This is a genomic window from Kitasatospora sp. NPDC051170, assembly GCF_044455705.1.
Taxonomy (GTDB): Bacteria; Actinomycetota; Actinomycetes; order Streptomycetales; family Streptomycetaceae; genus Kitasatospora.
This window is the reverse complement of sequence record NZ_JBITFA010000016.1, coordinates 51522-67872: the sequence shown is the minus strand read 5'-3', so window position 1 is coordinate 67872 and position 16351 is coordinate 51522. Positions and strand designations below refer to the sequence as shown.

Annotated in this window: 15 protein-coding genes; 6 read left to right on the top strand and 9 right to left on the bottom strand. The window is 73.4% G+C overall.

Going from position 1 to position 16351, the window contains the following annotated elements; genetic code table 11:
* The first annotated feature begins 763 nt into the window (after positions 1-763).
* Positions 764-1642 carry a CHAD domain-containing protein gene (locus ACIBCA_RS29205; RefSeq protein WP_396286007.1) on the top strand — a complete coding sequence of 293 codons (879 nt, stop codon included), beginning with the start codon at positions 764-766 and terminating at the stop codon, positions 1640-1642.
* 87 nt (positions 1643-1729) lie between these two features.
* Here ACIBCA_RS29205 and ACIBCA_RS29200 read toward each other — a convergent pair whose 3' ends face one another.
* Positions 1730-2509, bottom strand: coding sequence for a uracil-DNA glycosylase (locus ACIBCA_RS29200; RefSeq protein ID WP_396286006.1), 780 nt, complete (start codon positions 2507-2509; stop codon positions 1730-1732).
* Positions 2510-2633: 124 nt separating this feature from the next.
* Here ACIBCA_RS29200 and ACIBCA_RS29195 point away from each other — a divergent pair, with 124 nt between their 5' ends.
* Both ACIBCA_RS29195 and ACIBCA_RS29190 read left to right on the top strand, forming a co-directional pair.
* Positions 2634-3617, top strand: a complete 984-nt coding sequence (locus tag ACIBCA_RS29195; protein WP_396286155.1) for a slipin family protein — start codon at positions 2634-2636, stop codon at positions 3615-3617.
* A gap of 78 nt (positions 3618-3695) precedes the next feature.
* Positions 3696-4145, top strand: a complete 450-nt coding sequence (locus ACIBCA_RS29190; protein ID WP_396286005.1) for a CBS domain-containing protein — start codon at positions 3696-3698, stop codon at positions 4143-4145.
* 106 nt (positions 4146-4251) lie between these two features.
* Here the strand turns inward: ACIBCA_RS29190 and ACIBCA_RS29185 are convergent, their stop codons facing one another.
* Together ACIBCA_RS29185 and ACIBCA_RS29180 are read right to left on the bottom strand one after the other, a co-directional pair.
* Positions 4252-4665 (bottom strand): PaaI family thioesterase, encoded by a 414-nt coding sequence (locus tag ACIBCA_RS29185; protein WP_396286004.1) that lies wholly within the window; start codon positions 4663-4665, stop codon positions 4252-4254.
* Positions 4666-4697: 32 nt separating this feature from the next.
* Positions 4698-5318 (bottom strand): TetR/AcrR family transcriptional regulator, encoded by a 621-nt coding sequence (locus ACIBCA_RS29180; protein ID WP_396286003.1) that lies wholly within the window; start codon positions 5316-5318, stop codon positions 4698-4700.
* Between the two features lie 82 nt (positions 5319-5400).
* On the opposite strand from ACIBCA_RS29180, the gene ACIBCA_RS29175 reads away from it, so the two are divergent.
* Complete coding sequence (locus tag ACIBCA_RS29175) at positions 5401-5904, top strand: DUF1453 domain-containing protein (protein ID WP_396286002.1); 504 nt, start codon at positions 5401-5403, stop codon at positions 5902-5904.
* Between the two features lie 42 nt (positions 5905-5946).
* Positions 5947-6453 carry a hypothetical protein gene (locus tag ACIBCA_RS29170; RefSeq protein WP_396286001.1) on the top strand — a complete coding sequence of 169 codons (507 nt, stop codon included), beginning with the start codon at positions 5947-5949 and terminating at the stop codon, positions 6451-6453.
* Between the two features lie 159 nt (positions 6454-6612).
* Here ACIBCA_RS29170 and ACIBCA_RS29165 read toward each other — a convergent pair whose 3' ends face one another.
* The 3 genes from ACIBCA_RS29165 to ACIBCA_RS29155 form a co-directional block, all read right to left on the bottom strand.
* On the bottom strand, positions 6613-7140 hold the full coding sequence (locus ACIBCA_RS29165) for a hypothetical protein (RefSeq protein WP_396286000.1): 528 nt from the start codon (positions 7138-7140) through the stop codon (positions 6613-6615).
* A 70-nt stretch (positions 7141-7210) separates the two neighbouring features.
* Positions 7211-7567: a hypothetical protein gene (locus tag ACIBCA_RS29160; RefSeq protein WP_396285999.1), complete on the bottom strand. Its 357-nt coding sequence runs from the start codon at positions 7565-7567 to the stop codon at positions 7211-7213.
* Between the two features lie 152 nt (positions 7568-7719).
* Positions 7720-10614, bottom strand: coding sequence for an FAD-binding and (Fe-S)-binding domain-containing protein (locus ACIBCA_RS29155; RefSeq protein ID WP_396285998.1), 2895 nt, complete (start codon positions 10612-10614; stop codon positions 7720-7722).
* Positions 10615-10727: 113 nt separating this feature from the next.
* Here ACIBCA_RS29155 and ACIBCA_RS29150 point away from each other — a divergent pair, with 113 nt between their 5' ends.
* A complete protein-coding gene (locus ACIBCA_RS29150) occupies positions 10728-11384 on the top strand; it encodes a hypothetical protein (protein WP_396285997.1) in 657 nt (218 codons plus the stop codon).
* Here the strand turns inward: ACIBCA_RS29150 and ACIBCA_RS29145 are convergent, their stop codons facing one another.
* The 3 genes from ACIBCA_RS29145 to ACIBCA_RS29135 all read right to left on the bottom strand — a co-directional run bounded on the left by ACIBCA_RS29145 (position 11385) and on the right by ACIBCA_RS29135 (position 15444).
* Entirely contained in the window at positions 11385-12389 is a 1005-nt protein-coding gene (locus tag ACIBCA_RS29145) for a glycosyltransferase family 2 protein (RefSeq protein WP_396285996.1), read from the bottom strand.
* A gap of 271 nt (positions 12390-12660) precedes the next feature.
* A complete protein-coding gene (locus ACIBCA_RS29140; RefSeq protein ID WP_396285995.1) occupies positions 12661-13332 on the bottom strand; it encodes a transglycosylase SLT domain-containing protein in 672 nt (223 codons plus the stop codon).
* Positions 13333-14019: 687 nt separating this feature from the next.
* Positions 14020-15444 carry an amino acid permease gene (locus tag ACIBCA_RS29135; RefSeq protein WP_396285994.1) on the bottom strand — a complete coding sequence of 475 codons (1425 nt, stop codon included), beginning with the start codon at positions 15442-15444 and terminating at the stop codon, positions 14020-14022.
* Positions 15445-16351 lie beyond the last annotated feature (907 nt).

Below are 16351 nucleotides of genomic sequence, written 5' to 3'. Positions count from 1 at the left end.
GCTACCCGCCGCCTGCAGGGGCGCCGCCTCTTGGGCCTCGGGCGATCCGCCTTGCCTCCCCGGCCACCGGCCCCGCCTCAGGAGGCCCCGCACCCTCCGGCTGCCCGCCGCCCGCCTTACCCCCCAAACCCCCGGGCCCCCTGCCGCGCCCCGGCCGCAGGGTCGCCGCCCCTTCGGCCTCCGGCCTCGGTCCGGCGGCGGTGGTCGGGCCCGGCGGACCGGATGGCCCGGCGGGCCCAGGGGGACACGCCCCAGCGGCTGTGCCGCACGGCACGGGGCCGGCAGCAGGCTGTTGAGTGGCTGACCTCCCGGTGGGGCGGCGCATGCTCGGCTCGGTTCGTGTCCTGTGCAGGTGCTGCGCGCTGCCAGGCCTGCGGGAGTGGCGGGGCATCGCGGGCGCGGGATGTCGAGTTGGGGGCCTTCTGGCTTCGGTGCCCTGGCGTCTCGCGTGCCGTGTGCTTTGCCCGTGGTGGTGAGGGGGGAGGCAGCTTGTGGTGGCGGCCCGCTGCGCTCGGCCGTACGTCGGCCGGGATGGCTGATGCGTGTGACGTGCGGACTTTTGCTGGGCGCAGGCCCCCGGCACTACGCAAGTAGTGCCACTACTTGCGTAGTGCCGGGCCCGGCCAGGTCCGCCCGAGGGCCCGGGGCTGCCCCCGGCTCGCCCCGGTGCGTGTTGTGCCGGAGGGGGTGGTTCGGGTGTGTGGCGTGAGCCGGAAGGCAGGTCCTAGCCTGGAAGGCGACCTCTGTGAGGGGGTGTGTGCGCATGGCCGGGGCAGGGAGCACGGTCGGGCAGGTGCTGATGGCGCGCGTCGAGGCGCAGGTTGTGGTGCTGGCCGGGCTCGACGATGCCGTACGGGCGGATGAGCCCGACGCGGTGCACCGGATGCGGGTGGCCTGCCGTCGGCTGCGCAGTGCGTTGCGGACCTTCCGCCGCTACCTCGCCCCCGGTTCCACCGACGACCTGGTTGCCGAACTGCGCTGGCTGGCCGCCGCGCTCGGCCGGGCACGGGACAGGGAGGTGCTCACCGAGCGGCTGGTCGGGCAGGCCCGCGAGCTGCCCGCCGTGTGCGGGCCGGAGCGGGTGGCCGCCGAGTTGGAGCGGTGGGGACGCGAGGAGTACCGGCGGGCCTGGCCGGAGGTGACGGCCGCACTGGACTGTCCGCGCCGCCGCGCGCTCGGCGTCGCCCTCGGCGGTCTGCTCGCGGACCCGCCGCTGCGCCGCCGGGCGCGGCGGCCGGCCGTCCCCGGGCTGGCCCGGGTCGCGGAGCGGGAGCAGCGGCGGACGGGCAGGCGGGTGCGGGCGGCCCTGGAGGCGCCGAGCGGGGAACGGGATGCGGCGCTGCACGAGGCCCGCAAGGCCGCGAAGCGGGCACGGTACGCGGGCGAGACGGCGGCATCGGCGGTGGGCGAAGCGGCGGAGCGCTACACGGAGCGGATGAAGGCCGTGCAGGAGGTGCTGGGCGAGCATCAGGACGCGGTCGTCGCCGCTGCCGCACTGGTGGGCGCCGCGGCCACGAGCGGCACGCCCTTCGGCTACGGGGCCTTGTACGCCCGGCAGTTGGCGGAGGCGGAGGCGGCGCGGGGGCGCCTGCCGAAGGCGTGGAAGCGGGCGTCGAAGCCGAAGCTGCACCGTTTCGGCTGACGCCCCGGCCGGGCGGCAGTGCTGATCCACGGATTCGCCCCGTGAGGCGTGGCAGTCGAGGTGCGGGCCAAGATTGGCCCCTTCGGGTCACTCTGGGGTCGGGGTGAGGCCCGCTGAGAGGGCTGCTTCGCGGAGGGCGGTGCGGAGCATGGGCGGGGTGAGGCGGCCGGTGTTCGTGTTGCGGGGGCTGACGTGGTAGCAGCCGTAGAGGGTGAGTGGGGGGCCGCCGTCGGTGGCGGGGAGGGTGGCCCGGGTGGCGTGGCCGAAGGTGGGGCGGGGGCGGGGGATCTGCCAGCCGGCGTCGGCGAGGACGGGGAGCATGGCCTGCCAGGCGAAGCCGCCGAGGGCCAGGACCGTGCGGACGGTGGGGCGCAGGAGTCGCAGTTCACGGGTGATCCAGGGACGGCAGGTGTCGCGTTCGGTGGTGGTGGGCTTGTTCTCGGGCGGGGCGCAGCGCACGGGGTCGGTGATGCGGACGCCGTACAGTTCCAGGCCGTCGCCGTGGCGGACGGATTCGGGGCGGTTGGCGAGGCCGAGGTCGTAGAGGGCGGCGTAGAGGAGGTCGCCGGAGGGGTCGCCGGTGAAGATGCGGCCGGTGCGGTTGGCGCCGTGGGCGGCGGGGGCGAGGCCGACGAGGACGAGCGGGGCGTCGGGTGGGCCGAAACCGGGGATGGGGCGGGCCCAGTAGTCCCAGTCGAGGTAGGCGCGGCGTTTGGTGCGGGCGGTCTCCTCGCGCCACTCGACGAGGCGGGGGCAGGCCCGGCAGTGGGTGACCACGCGGTCGAGTTCGGTGAGTCCGGTGGCGCGGGCGGATGCCTCGGCGGGGTGTGCGGGGTGGCCGGGGTCGTCGGCGGGGCACGGCGGCATGGGCGTGATCCTAGGGGCTCGGTGGAGGGCCGTTCCGGCGGTGGCGGGGCAGGCGTAGCGTGGGATTTGCGCTGGTTCGCGCCGGTATGCGCGGAAGGCCGTGGAGGCCGAGGAGGCCGTGATGATCGTCGATGCGGTGCTGGGGGCGATCGGGGGGTTGGTGGGGCTGGGGGCACTGTGGGCGGGGATGAGCATCCGTGTCGTCCAGCAGTTCCAGAAGGGTGTGGTGTTCCGCTTCGGGCGGGTGCGCGACGAGGTGCGGGAGCCGGGGCTGGTGGCGCTGATGCCGATCGCCGACCGGCTGCGCAGGGTGAACGTGCAGATCGTGACGATGCCGATCCCGGCACAGGAGGGCATCACCCGGGACAACGTCACCGTACGGGTGGACGCGGTGGTGTACTTCCGGGTGCTCGATCCGGTGAAGGCCACGGTCAACGTGCAGGACTACACCTTCGCGATGTCGCAGGTCGCGCAGACCTCCCTGCGGTCGATCATCGGCAAGAGCGAGCTGGACGATCTGCTGGCGAACCGCGAACCGATCAACCAGGGCCTGGAGTTGATGATCGACAGCCCGGCGCTGGGCTGGGGCATCCAGATCGACCGGGTGGAGATCAAGGACGTCGCCCTGCCGGAGTCGATGAAGCGCTCGATCGCCCGGCAGGCGGAGGCCGAGCGTGAGCGGCGGGCGAGGATCATCACGGCGGACGGCGAGTACCAGGCGTCGGAGCGGCTGTCGGAGGCGGCCCGGGTGATGAGCGCGACGCCGTCGGCGCTCCAACTGCGGCTGTTGCAGACGGTGGTGGAGGTGGCGGCGGAGAAGAACTCGACGCTGGTGCTGCCGTTCCCGGTGGAGCTGCTGCGGTTCCTGGACAGCGCGACGGAGAACCAGCAGCGGGAGGTGCTGGCGGCCGCGGCCGCTGCTGCGGCGGTCAAGGTGGCGCGGCAGTCCGGGGTGGTGGAGGTCGAGCCGGAGGAGGAGCCGCCGCCGCGGCCGGTCGAGGGTGCGGAGGCGCGCGAACTCCCGGAGCTGGACGAGGTGTTGCGGCAGTCCCCGCTGGAGGAGGGCGAGGAGACGGGAGAGGGCGAGGTGCCGGGGCGGGCGGCCTGACCGGGCTCCCCGGTGGCGTCGGTCACCCGTGCGGACCACGATGGACGAGGGAGTGGAAGCCAGGTCAGGAGGCGGATCATGACCAGAGCGATCGACATCATGCACCCGGGCGCCGAGTGTGTCCGCGAGGGCCAGACGCTGGCGGAGGCCGCCCGGATCATGCGGGACCGGCACGTCGGCGCACTGCCGATCTGCGGGGACGACGACCGGCTGCTCGGCATCGTGACCGACCGCGACATCGTGCTGCGCTGCGTCGCCGAGGGGCGTGACCCGGAGCAGGTGACGGCGGGCGAGCTGGCGCTGGGCCGGCCGATGACGGTGGAGGCGGACGAGGACTGCGAGCAGGTGCTGCGGGTGATGGAGCAGTACCAGGTGCGGCGGCTGCCGGTGATCAACCACCCAGAGCACAAGCTGGTCGGGATGATCAGCGAGGCCGACATCGCGCGCGGGCTGCCGCAGGCACGGCTGGCGGAGTTCGTGTCGGCGGTCTGCGCGGAGGAGGCGCCGAAGGCCGCGGCGGCGAGTTAGCGCGGGGGTCGTGACGGGGCCATGGCGTTCCCCCGAACGGCGCATAGCACTACGGAAGTAGTGGCACTACTTCCGTAGTGTTATGCGCCGTTCGGGGGGCCTGGGGTCAGTCGCCGAGGGCGTAGACGGCGGTGGCGTGGGCGGCCGGGTCGTCGGCGCCCTCCGGGGTGAGGGTGATGTCGAGGAAGGCGATCCGGCGGCCCAGTTTGGTGACGCGGGCGTGCACCAGGACGTCCCGGTCGGTGACGGCGCGCTGGAAGTCCGTGGACTGCTGGACGGTGGTCATCGGGCCGAAACCGCCCCGGGCGGCGGAGACGGCGATCACGCTCGCCGTGTCGGCGGCGGCCATCAGCGCCTGCCCGGAGAGGGCGCCGCCCTCGCGTGCCAGCTGGTCGGACCAGGGGAGGCGCAGGACGGCGTGGTGCTCGCCCGTCTCGACGGCGGACAGGCCGAGGGCCTGCACCCAGGGGGCGAAGTGGGCGGCGAGGAGGTCGTCGGCCTCGGTGGGGGTGAGGGTCACGGGGGCATTGTGGCAAGAAGGCCGGCCGGGCGTCAGGGGGTGCGGCCCGCGAGGCTGTCGAGGTGGCGGCGCAGGACGGCGCGAAGCTCGTCCGGGCCGAGGAGGTCGGGGTGCTGGACGGCCTGGAGGGTGAGGCCGTCGAGGAGGGCGGAGAGGCGGCGGGTCTCGACGTCGAGGTCGAGGCCCGGGGTGAGGCCGCCCGCGCGGTCGGTCTCGACGAGGACGCGGCGGATCAGTGCGTCCAGTCCCGCCTGTAGTTCGGCGGCGCGGGGGCGCAGTTCGGGGCGGAAGCGGGCGGCGGTGACGAAGGAGAGCCAGAGGGCGGACTCCTCCCGCCGTTCGGCGTCCAGGGGGAGGACCTCGGCGAGCAGGCGTTCGACCTCGGCGCGCCGGTCGGTGCCGGGGCTCGGTTCGAGCAGCGCGCGGGCGTGGGCGTGGACGCGGGCGTCGATGCGGCGGGCGAGTTCGGCCATGGCGAAGATCATCAGCTCGGAGCTGCCGGTGATGTAGTGCCGTACGGAGCCGATGGCGAGGCCCGCCTCCTCGGCGACGTTGCGCAGCGAGGCGTGCTCCAGGCCCTCGCGGGCGGCGACGCGCAGGACGGCGTCCGCGACGGCCTGGCGGCGTTCCACGGGGTCGACGATCTTGGGCATGTTGCCGTTATAGCACGGTCGAGCTACATTGCTGGCGGCCGGTTATTTGGCACAGTCGAGCTATAAAAATGAGGGGGCGGGGATGGCGTCGCACTGGGTGTACGCGGGGATCGCCGTGGTGGTCGTCGCGGTGGTGGTCCGGCGGCTGCGCGGTGAGCCGGTCAACGCGAGGGACCTGTTCGGCGCGCCGGTGGTGCTCACGGCCATCGGGCTCTGGTCGCTCGCGCACCACCGCGGGCTGGGGGTGGGGGACTACGTGTGGGTGGGCGCCGGCTCGGTGCTCGGCCTCGCGCTCGGCGCGGTGCGCGGGGCCACCGTCGTCGTCTATGAGCGCGAGGGCGTGCTGTGGCAGCGCTACGTCGGGCGGACGTTCCTGGTGGCGGCGCTCTCGCTGGCGGTGATGGCCGGCTTCTCGCTGCTCGCCTCGCACAACGGCCTGGCGGCGGAGGCCCGGCCCGTCCAACTCTCCATCGGCGTCGGGTTCCTGGGGGAGGCGCTGGTGGTCGGCTACCGCGGACTCGTGTCCGGAACCCCGTTCGCGCCCGAGCGGCGGAGCTCGAGCCCGTTGTCGAGGTTCGAGCGGTAACAAAGGTTGTCGTGAATGGATTCGGTAACTATGGTTGTCACCATGACGACCGTGGAGATCACTGCCGAGGAGAGCGCCGAGCTGGGCCGGGCGCTCGTGGACGCGCTGAACCCGCTCGCCGCCGCCGTGCGTGCGCGCGGGACCGGGCTGACGGAGGAGCTGAGTTGGCACGGGGAGCCGGTCGAGATCGCGCTCTCCGTGCTGTCCGCCTGGAAGCTGGTGGACGTCGAGGTCAAGCGGCTCACGGCGCTCGCGGCCGCCACCGCCGGTTCCTACGGCGCGAGTTACGAGCAGTTGGGGGCGGCCTGGGGCATCACCCGGCAGGGCGCCCGGAAGAAGTGGCCGGAGGCGGTCGCGCGGGCGGCACGACCGGGGGTGCTCGAACTGTTCGGCGGGACGGCGGAGTTGGTGGAGGCGGAGGACGGCTGGCGGTGGTCCGCGGTGGCGGCGGACGGCACGGCCGGGGAGGCGGCCGCCGGGTACCCGAGCCGGGAGGAGGCTTCGGCGCACGCCGGGGCCTTCCTGGCGGCGAGGGGTGAGGGCTCCTAGGACCAATGCCACTTGCTCAGCAGGCTCCGCATGGGCGCTGACCTGCAGAAGTTCGCCAACGGAAGTCGTCAAGGCTGGGCGTAGACGCCATGTTGGTGAGGTGCGGCCCCTCGCGCGGGGAGCGCACGGGGCCGCGTGGTCGGCGGGCCGAGGTGGTGGTTACAGGCCGCCGGACTTGACCGGGAACTTCATGATGCGGGCGACCACGGTGTCCGGCTTCTCGGGGTCGACGAGGTCGACGGGCTGCTCCAGCTGGTAGATGTCGCCGCGGGGTGGGAACTGGGTGAGCTTGGCGACCCAGACCATCGGCTCCTTAGGGGTCAGGATCACGGGCTTGCCGGCGATGTCGAAGGTGGCGGCGAAGGGGATCACCGCCCGGTGCTCGTACTGCGGCGGGAACTGCTGGATCAGGCGGAGCCTGCTGAGGGTGTCGACGTCGGGGTCGTTCTGTTCGAGGGTGACCGTGCCTCCCGGCTCGCCGTTGGCCCCGGGGAACTCGGCGCTCATCCTGAAGCCGGTGATCCGGAGGCGGACGCTGTTCATCGGGTCCTGGGGGTTCGGGTCGACGCGGTACTTGATGCCGCCCCGGAAGTCGACGGAGATGAGCTTGCCCTCGTACTCGACGGGGGTGTTGATCGCGAGGCAGGAACAGGGGATTTCGGCGCCGATCGGCGGCAACAAGGGCATGGGAATCCTTCGTGTTGCTTGGCAGCGGGACGAGTTCATCCAAGCCGCGCGTAGATCGGTCCAACGGCACTCACCCGATGGTGGGCGTGGTGACGGCGGGGAGGAGGAGGCCCGGGTCCTGCTCGGGCAGGCCGGCGGGTACGTCGTGGACGACGACGAGGAGGCGGGCTACCCGCCGAGCGAGCAGGAGGAACTCGCCGCGGTGGGAGCGGGGTTGGGGCGCATCCGGGCGCGGGGAGTGGCGGGCCCGTACACGCTCGTGCTGACGGTCCTGCGCGCCACGCTCGTGGGGGACCGCGAGGCGTACGACGCCGGGCTGGCGGCCATGCTGCCCTGGCAGGGCAGCATGGCCGATGGACGGCCCGGCAGCCTCCTGGCGCGTCCGCCGTTGGCCCTCGCCCACCGCCGCCGGGCGTCGAGAATCCATCGAGGCTGGTGGGGAGAGTGCGCGGGCGCTCGGCTCGGGCAGGGACAAAGTGCTGCGCCTGTAGGCAAGTTGAGTGATCGAGGTGCGGCGGGGTGTTAGGCGGGTGCGCCGTGGGGGTTTGGCGTCAGGGCGAGGGGGAGGGTGTGCCGGGGTCAGGGGGTGGGGGTGGGGAGGGCGGTGGCGATGAGTTGGGCGAGGTGGAGGGGGGTGTGGGCGGGGGCGAGGTGGGTGATCTGGGTGCGGCAGCTGAAGCCGTCGGCGAGGACGGTGGTGTGGGGGGCGGCTGTGCGCAGGGTGGGGAGGAGGAGGCGTTCGGCGATGGCTCGGGAGGTCTCGTAGTGGCCCCGGGCGAAGCCGAAGTCGCCGGCGAGGCCGCAGCAGCCGGGGTCGAGGACGTGGTTGGTGAGGCCGAGGCGGGCTTCGACGCGGCGGTCGGCGGCGGAGCCGAGGACGGCGTGCTGGTGGCAGTGGGTCTGGGTGATGGCGGTCGCGGGGATTCGAGGGAGGGGGGCGTCGGGGGCGTGGGTGTCGAGGAATTCGGCGAAGGTGTGGAGGTGTTCGGTCAGGGGGTGGGCTTCCGGGCCGAGCAGTTTGGGGGCCTCCTCGCGGAGGGCGGCGGTGCAGCTGGGGTCCAGGCCGATCACGGGGGTGTCGGCGGGGAGGCCGGCTGCGCCGACCGCCCGGAGGCTGCGGCGCAACACCCGGCGTGCGGTGTCGAGTTGGCCGGTGGAGTACCAGGTGAGGCCGCAGCAGACCGGGCCGGCCGGGAGGTGGACGTCGAAGCCCAGGTGTTCCAGGACCTGGACGGCGGCGCGCGGCACCTGCGGCTGGAGGTGGTTGGAGAAGGTGTCCGGCCAGAGGAGGACGGGGCGGGCGCCGGGTGGGGCCGGGTGGGTGGCGCGGTGGCGGGGGTGCGAGCGGGTGAAGGGTTCGGGGGGCAGGACGGGCAGGGGGCGGCGCGGGTCGATTCCGGCGAGGCGTTTGAGGAGGGTGCCGGCGCGGGAGTGGGCGAGGGTGTTGGCGGCGCCGGGGGCGCGGGAGGCGGCGCGCAGCCAGAGGGGGAGCCAGCCCATCGAGTAGTGGGTGAGCGGGCGGGGGCGGCGGCGGTAGTGCTGGTGGAGGAACTCGGCCTTGTAGGTGGCCATGTCGACGTGGGTCGGGCAGTCGCTGGCGCAGCCCTTGCAGCTGAGGCAGAGGTCCAGGGCCTCGCGGACCTCGGGGGAGCGCCAGCCGCCGGTGACCAGGTCGCCGCGCAGCATCTCGGCGAGGAGGCGGGCGCGGCCGCGGGTGGAGTGGCGCTCCTCGCCGGTGGCCAGGTAGCTGGGGCACATCACTCCGCTGCCGGGGGCGACGCACTTGGCGACGCCGACGCAGCGGTGGACGGCCTTGGTGAGGCTGCCCGCGTCCTGGTCGTAGGGCAGGGCGAGGGGGAGCGGGCGGCGGGGGGCGGTGACGAAGCGAAGGTCGGAGTCTAGGGGGCGGGGGTCGACCAGGGCGCCGGGGTTGAGGAGGTCGTCGCCGTCCCAGATGCGCTTGAACTCGCCGAACAGGGCGATGACTTCGGGCGGGTACATGCGCGGCAGCAGTTCGGCGCGGGCCTGGCCGTCGCCGTGTTCGCCGGAGAGTGAACCGCCGTGGGAGACGGCCAGATCGGCGGCCTGTTCGAGGAACTCCCGGAAGACCAGCACTCCTTGGGGCTCGTCCAGCGGGAAGTCGATGCGCAGGTGGACGCAACCGTCGCCGAAGTGCCCGTACGGCACGCCGTGAAGGCTGTGGCGGCGCAGCAGCGCGCGCAGGGCCCGCAGGTAGTCGCCGAGGCGCTCGGGCGGGACGGCGGAGTCCTCCCAGCCGGGCCAGGCTTCCCCGCCGCCGGGCAGGCGGGTGACGATGCCGGCGCCCGCCTCGCGGACGGCCCACAGCTGGCGCTGCTCGACGGGGTCGGTGACCAGGGAGACGGTGGCCCCGCGTTCGCGCCGTACGGCGTCGGCGAGGGCGCGGGCGGCCTGGTAGGCGGCGAGCGGGGTGTCGCCGCCGACTTCGAGGAAGAGCCAGCACTCGCCGGCCGGGAGGCGGTCGAGCGCGGGTGGGCGGGGGCCGGCCGCGAGGAGGGCGGCGATGAGGTCGGCGGCCATGCCCTCGGCGGTGAGCGGGCCGTGCGGGAGCAGGGCGGGGATCGCGTCGGCGGCGGCGCCCTCGTCGGGGTAGCCGGCGACGACCAGGGCGCGGGCGGGCGGTTCCTCGACGAGGCGGACGGTGGCGCCGAGCAGGAGGGCGCAGGTGCCTTCCGTGCCGGTGAGCGCCCGGGCGAGGTCGTGGCCGCGTTCGGGGAGCAGCGCGTCGAGCGGGTAGCCGGAGGTGCGGCGGGGCAGCTGGGGCATGCCCTGGCGGATGGTGGCCAGGTTGCGGTCGGTGAACTCCTGCAGCTGGGTGTGGAGTCGGCCGACCCGTCCGGGCAGGGCGCGCAGCGCGGCGCGCTCGGCGGCGGTGAGCGGGCCGCCGACGGTCAGTTCGGTGCCGTCGGCGAGCAGCAGTTCCAGCTGCTGGACGTGGTCGGAGGTGCGGCCCCAGGCGAGGGAATGGGAGCCGCAGGAGTCGTTGCCGATCATGCCGCCGAGGGTGCAGCGGCTGTGGGTGGACGGGTCCGGGCCGAAGCGCAGCCCGTACGGGCGGGCGGCGCGCTGGAGGTCGTCCAGGACGGTGCCGGGCTGGACGTGGGCGGTGCGGGCCTCGGGGTCGACGGCGAGGACGGCGCCGAGATGGCGGCGGAAGTCCAGCACCACCGCGCCGGGGCCGATGGCCTGCCCGCCGATGCTCGTCCCGGCGCCGCGGGCCACCACCGGCACCCGGTGGGCGCGGCACAGGGCCATGGCGGTGCGCACGTCGTCCAGGTCGGCGGGCTTGACCACGCCGAGCGGCGGATGGCGGTAGTTGGAGGCGTCGTGGCCGTAGACGGCCCGCTCGGCGGTGCCGAAGCGGACCTCGCCGCGCAGCACGGCGGCCAGCTCGCGGGCCAGCTCGGCCCCGGGGACGGCGGACGGACGGCTCATCGGGGACCCTCCCGGCGTTCGGCGACCTCCGAGCATGCCAGCCGGAGCGGGCGCGGGGTACCGGGCACGACGGGGGTTCCGCCGAGCGGGGTCATGTGGCAGGGTCGGCGATCATGATCGACGACACAGCCGATGACGCCTGCTCCGCGGATCCAGCCGACCAGGACCCGGCCGGGCCCGACGCCTACCTCGCCCGGCTGCCGATCGGGGAGCCGCTGCCGTTCCCGGTGGACGGCGCGCCGTCCTGGGAGATCTTCCCGTACGAGGGGGAGATGACCGTCCGTGAGCTGCGGGCGCCCGAGCTGCCCGAGCCGCCCCGGCAGGGCGAGGACGGCCCGGAGAGCTGCAAGCAGTGCGCCCGGCCGGACTCCGACTTCCTGTGGACGGACGCGCACTGGCGGCTCAGCGGCACCGACGAGCCGACGGGCCTGCCCGCCGCGCTGCTGCTCCAGCCGCGCGACCACCACGACCTGCTGGACCTGCCGGTCGAGCTCTCCACCGCGCTCGGCCCGATGCTCCAGCGCGTGGAGCGGGCGGTGACCTCGCTCGGCGGCGTCGGCCGGGTGCACGTGAACCGCTGGGGCGACGGCGCCGCGCACCTGCACCTGTGGCTGATCGCCCGGCCCGCCGGGGTGATGCAGCTGCGCGGCTCCACGCTGCCGCTGTGGATGGACGTGCTGCCGCCGCTGCCCGAGGGGGTGCGGCGGGAGCGGGACCGCCGGGTCGCCGCCGCGATGGCGGCGGACGGCGGGACGGCGCACGTGCGGTGATCAGCGGCGGCCGGTGAGGGTCCCCTTGGCGATGTGGGAGAGCTTGGCGACCTCGAAGGCCGGGTAGGCGCCGCCGGCCAGCAGGGCGAACTTGATGCCCTCGCGCCCGCCCGGCTTGCGGTGGCCGGGCGGGAGGAAGCGGCGGTGGTGCTCGGCGGCGCGGTGGAAGAACTGGGGGCGCTCGGCGCGGGTGACGCAGCCGGCGAGGTCGAAGACGAACAGGTAGTGCCGGATCATCCGCACGAACAGGGCGTCGCGCACCGCGTACAGGTGCGGCTGCTCCTCGAGCAGGGCGAAGCTGCGCTCGTACTGGTCGAAGAGGTCGAAGACGCTGCTGCCCGGGCTGCTCGCCGGGTGGACGGTCTCCCGGCGGCGCAGCTGCACGCACTCGCGGGGCAGCACGGCCGCCTTCTGAGCGCCGAGCATCGCGGCGTGGACGACGGGGACCTCCTCGTACCGGCCGTCCGGGAAGGTGAGGGCGAGCTCCTGCCAGTGGCCGCGGCGGATCAGCCGGTCCCAGATCAGCGGGGGCGCGCCGAGCAGTTCGGGGTGGTCGAAGGGGGCGAAGGGCTCGGGGCCCGCGGCGGCGAGCAGGGCTTCGGCGGCGCCGGGCCAGTCGCGGTCGTTGTGGCGGCGGGTGTGGCCGAACTGCAGCACGTCCACGGGGCCGGTCTCGAGCAGCCGGTCGGCGAGGGCGGCGAGGCCCTCGCGGGGGAGCAGGTGGTCGGCGTCGAGGAAGAGCAGGTACTCGCCGCGTGCCCGGGCCGCGCCCGCGTCGCGGCAGACCCCGACGCCGACGGCCGCGTTCAGCCGGAGCACGGAGACCCGGGGGTGGCGGGCGGCGTACGCCTCGGCGAGGTCGGCGCCGGACTCGGGGGAGCGGTCGGCGACGACGATCACCTCGACGTCGTCGAGGGTCTGCGCGAGCAGGGAGTCCAGGCACTCGGCGAGCTGTTTGTGCTGGTCATGAGCCGGGACGACGACGCTGATGAGGGGTGAGGGCATGACGCCGGAGCGTAAGAGGGCGCGCGAACCGTGGCAAAGCCCTGACGGGGCGTAATTACGGTGATAGGCGGCAAATCGTACGACCGTACGCCATATCTTCACGTCGCCTTCCGGGCGTGTCCACGGCAGGTTGGGGCGTGGAAGGCGGGGCGAAAGGGTCTGCGAGAGGGTCCGGGAACGGACGGCACTACGCCAGTAGTGGCACTACTGATGTAGTGCCACTACTGGCGTAGTCGCCTAGCGGGCCCCGAGGGGCGCGATAAGGCCGGTTTTAGTACCAGTGGTGGTTCTGCCAGAACGACCAGGCGGCGCAGGGGCTGCCGTAGCGGGAGTTCATGTAGTCCAGGCCCCACTTGATCTGGGTGGCCGGGTTGGTGCGCCAGTCGGCGCCGGCGGAGGCCATCTTCGAGCCGGGCAGGGCCTGCACCAGGCCGTACGCGCCGGAGGAGGCGTTGACGGCGAGGGGGTTCCAGGTGCTCTCGTGGAAGACGATGTTGCTGAAGCACTGCAGCTGGCCGGCCGGGACGATCTGGGCGGCGATCTGCTGCGGGGTGCCGGAGTAGGCGCTGCCGAGGTTCTGGCGCTGCTGGGAGCGGGAGGCGGCGGCGTCGGCGTCCGCCTTGGCCTTGGCGTCCGCCTGGGCCTTCGCCTCGGCCTCGGCCTGCGCCTGGGCGGCGGCCTGGGCCTGAGCGGCCTGCGCCTGCGCGACCTGGGCGGCCTGGGTGTCCTGCGCGGCCTGCTGGGAGGCGGCGGCGGCGTCGGCCGTGGCCTGGTCGGCGGCGGGCTGCCCGTCCACCGACACGGCGGCCACGGGGGCCTCGGCGACGACGGTGGTGGAGTTGCCGACGCCCGGGAGGGCGAGGGTGGCCGTGGCGGCGCCGGCGAGCACGAGGGTGGTGACGCCGGTGATCAGGGAGTTGCGGCGGGCATGGCTGAGCGGCATGGGGCTGGACAATCCTTTTCCGTCGGTGGCCGTCCTGGGGCCGTGGGATCCGCGCCTACGGCAACGGGGCGCGGGGCATCGCACGGGCCCCGGGTGAGCGGGGCCCGCGCGGCCGTACGGGACGGCCGTGGCGCCCCGGCGGAGTGCGACGGGGCGGGCGGGGGCTGCGCGGCGCCGGTCGGGCGGGCCGCGCTGCCCGGCGACCCGACATTCTTGGCAGGGCGGCGGACGGGCCGCAAAGGCGCTCGCTACTACGGCGGGTAGTGGCTACAGGGCCGCCACACAGGGGATCTTCGCCCGCTTTGCGGTGAATTGTCCGAATTGGGAATGCAAGGGTCCCGCGCCCGCGTCACCGAGGGGAGGGGGCGCCGAGACGGCCGGTGGCCTGGCTTGTTCAGGCCGGACGAGCTCGGGCGGGCCGGGCGCGCGGAGCCGTCGGGGCAGCCGGGAGGGGGTGTCGGCCGCCCCGGCAACTATCGAGGATCGTGGACGCCGTACGGCCTGTGCGCGGCCTCACACGTTTACGGCCCGGAGTTCGGCGGAGCGTGACCACGCGATTGCGGGCGGAACGGGTGCGGACGGGAGCGGGTGGAAGGGGTGCGGACGAGAGGGGTGCGGGAACGGCGCCGGGCCCGGGAGCCTCCGCAACGGCTCCCGGGCCCGGCGTTTCCGAGCGGCGCGGACGGGTCAGGACTCCGCCGCCACCGCGACCCGCCGCCGGCGGCCCACCACGGCCGAGGCCGCGAGCACGATCGCCGCGGCGACCAGCGACAGGTACATCTGCTTGCGGCCGTCCGCGTCCGTGAACATGTACGCCACCACGAACCCGATCATGCCGATGGCCGTCCAGGTCAGGTACGGGTACAGCCACATCCGTACGGTCAGTCGCTCCGGGGTCTCCCGCTCGATGATCCGGCGCATCCGCAACTGGGAGAAGCAGATCACCAGCCAGACGAAGAGCGCAACAGCGCCCGAGGAGTTGAGCAGGAAGGCGAACACCGTCTCCGGGTAGGCGTAGTTGAAGAAGACGGCGACGAAGCCGAACACCACCGAGGCCAGGATCGCGACCCGGGGGACGCCCCGGTCCGTGACCTTGGCGAACGCCTTCGGGGCGTCGCCGCGCTGCCCGAGCGAGAAGGCCATCCGGGAGGCGGTGTACATCCCGGAGTTGAGGCAGGAGAGCACGGCCGTGAGCACGATCACGTTCATCACCTGGCCGGCGTGGGGGATGCCGACGTGGTCCAGCACGGCCACGTACGGGTTGGCCTTGACCTCGGCGGAGTCCCAGGGGAGGAGGGTGACGACGAGGAGGATCGAGCCCAGGTAGAAGAGGCCGATGCGCCAGATCACGCTGTTGGTGGCCTTGCTCACGGCGCGCTCCGGGTCCTCGGACTCGCCGGCGGCCAGGGTGACGATCTCGCTGCCCATGAAGGCGAAGACGACGGTGAGCATGCCGGTGAACACCGCGCCGACGCCGTGCGGCAGGAAGCCGCCGTGGCCGGTGAGGTTGGTCAGGCCGACCGGGTCGGTGTCCGGCAGCAGGCCGAAGGCGGCCAGGGTGCCGATCACCAGGAAGGCGGCGATCGCGACGACCTTGATCCCGGCGAACCAGAACTCGAACTCGCCGTAGGAGGCGACGGAGAACAGGTTGGTCGCGGTGAGCACGGCCATGACGATCAGGGCCCAGCCCCACTGGGGGACGCCGGGCACCCAGGAGTGCAGGATCTTGGCGCCGGCGGTCGCCTCCACGGCGAGGACGACGACCCAGAAGAACCAGTACAGCCAGCCGATGGTGAAGCCCGCCCACCGGCCCAGCGCGCGGTCCGCGTACGCGGAGAAGGAGCCGCTCTGGGGGTCGGCCGCCGCCATCTCGCCGAGCATCCGCATCACCAGGACGACCAGGATGCCGGCCAGGGTGTAGGAGAGGAGGATGCCGGGGCCGGTGGAGGCGATGCCCGCGCCGGAGCCGACGAACAGGCCCGCGCCGATCACGCCGCCGATGGCGATCATCGACAGGTGGCGGTTCTTGAGCCCGGCCTTGAGGTGGCCGTCGCCACCGTGGGGGGAGGGGGCCTTGGTGGCCGGCGGCGGGTTGGTGGTGTCCGCACTCATCGTTGGGTTGCCTGTGCCTTTCCCGCGCGGCCTGACCCTCGGCTCGTCGCGCCGGAGGGTGGGGGACGAACCGCGCATTGCGGTGCAACCTAACTTCTACGCCCGGGTATCGGAACACGGCCGGGGGAATTGTTCGCTCAGCGGACGGAAACCGCAGGTCAGAGGGGGTGAAGGGGGCAGGTGAAAAGCTCAGATCTGACGCAGCATCAGAGTTCGGGCCAGGAGGTGCGCCCGACGAGTGCGCTCCGGAGCGTGGTGAGGGCCTGCCGGGCGGGGATGACCCTTGCGCTTCACCGCGGCAGTGGGAGGGGTCGTCGACGCGGACTCCGGCGATCCCCCGCGGCCGGACGAGGATTTCGGCGACGGCGACCATCGCCTTTCCTGAAGGCCGGTGCCTTTGAGTGCGAGGCGGCCGTTCCCGAACGCGCGGCTCCGGAAATCGGCCACGCCCTGGCCGATTCGTCGGTGTTCGACCGCCGTATTCCGCCAGAGGGAAACCTTCCGTGCGGCTGATGTGTTGTCACATCGGTTATTCGTCAATCCGATTCGTTGATCCCGCACCCGGCTGCCGATGCGTTGACGGAGCATCGGCATTCGAGTTAGCGTTCGGCTCGAAATCGGCTTGATCGCCCTGTTTCGCTCCCGCTGTATTCGGCCTGGTCATGGGCTCGCCCCCGTGTCGGGACGGTACGCGGGGGGAAGCCGGTACTTTTTTGGACCAGTTTGATCGACTTGACCGGATCGGGGCCGGGATATCCCCCGATCCGTACACATGACGGGGGAAGTCATGAGAACAGCGTGTATGGAACCTGCATTGCCACGCGACGGCCTTCTGAAGGGCCTGGGCCCGCGACCCGCGTGGAGGCCGGACCGTTGACGAATTCGAGACTGCCAAGGGACGAGCGAC

Excerpts from the sequence above, each read along its gene's own strand:
- ACIBCA_RS29205 (WP_396286007.1), top strand. The coding sequence starts at position 764 with ATGGCCGGGGCAGGGAGCACGGTCGGGCAGGTGCTGATGGCGCGCGTC.
- ACIBCA_RS29200 (WP_396286006.1), bottom strand. The coding sequence starts at position 2,509 with ATGCCGCCGTGCCCCGCCGACGACCCCGGCCACCCCGCACACCCCGCC.
- ACIBCA_RS29190 (WP_396286005.1), top strand. The coding sequence starts at position 3,696 with ATGACCAGAGCGATCGACATCATGCACCCGGGCGCCGAGTGTGTCCGC.
- ACIBCA_RS29180 (WP_396286003.1), bottom strand. The coding sequence starts at position 5,318 with ATGCCCAAGATCGTCGACCCCGTGGAACGCCGCCAGGCCGTCGCGGAC.
- ACIBCA_RS29175 (WP_396286002.1), top strand. The coding sequence starts at position 5,401 with ATGGCGTCGCACTGGGTGTACGCGGGGATCGCCGTGGTGGTCGTCGCG.
- ACIBCA_RS29170 (WP_396286001.1), top strand. The coding sequence starts at position 5,947 with ATGACGACCGTGGAGATCACTGCCGAGGAGAGCGCCGAGCTGGGCCGG.
- ACIBCA_RS29165 (WP_396286000.1), bottom strand. The coding sequence starts at position 7,140 with ATGCCCTTGTTGCCGCCGATCGGCGCCGAAATCCCCTGTTCCTGCCTC.
- ACIBCA_RS29160 (WP_396285999.1), bottom strand. The coding sequence starts at position 7,567 with ATGGATTCTCGACGCCCGGCGGCGGTGGGCGAGGGCCAACGGCGGACG.
- ACIBCA_RS29155 (WP_396285998.1), bottom strand. The coding sequence starts at position 10,614 with ATGAGCCGTCCGTCCGCCGTCCCCGGGGCCGAGCTGGCCCGCGAGCTG.
- ACIBCA_RS29150 (WP_396285997.1), top strand. The coding sequence starts at position 10,728 with ATGATCGACGACACAGCCGATGACGCCTGCTCCGCGGATCCAGCCGAC.
- ACIBCA_RS29145 (WP_396285996.1), bottom strand. The coding sequence starts at position 12,389 with ATGCCCTCACCCCTCATCAGCGTCGTCGTCCCGGCTCATGACCAGCAC.
- ACIBCA_RS29140 (WP_396285995.1), bottom strand. The coding sequence starts at position 13,332 with ATGCCGCTCAGCCATGCCCGCCGCAACTCCCTGATCACCGGCGTCACC.
- ACIBCA_RS29135 (WP_396285994.1), bottom strand. The coding sequence starts at position 15,444 with ATGAGTGCGGACACCACCAACCCGCCGCCGGCCACCAAGGCCCCCTCC.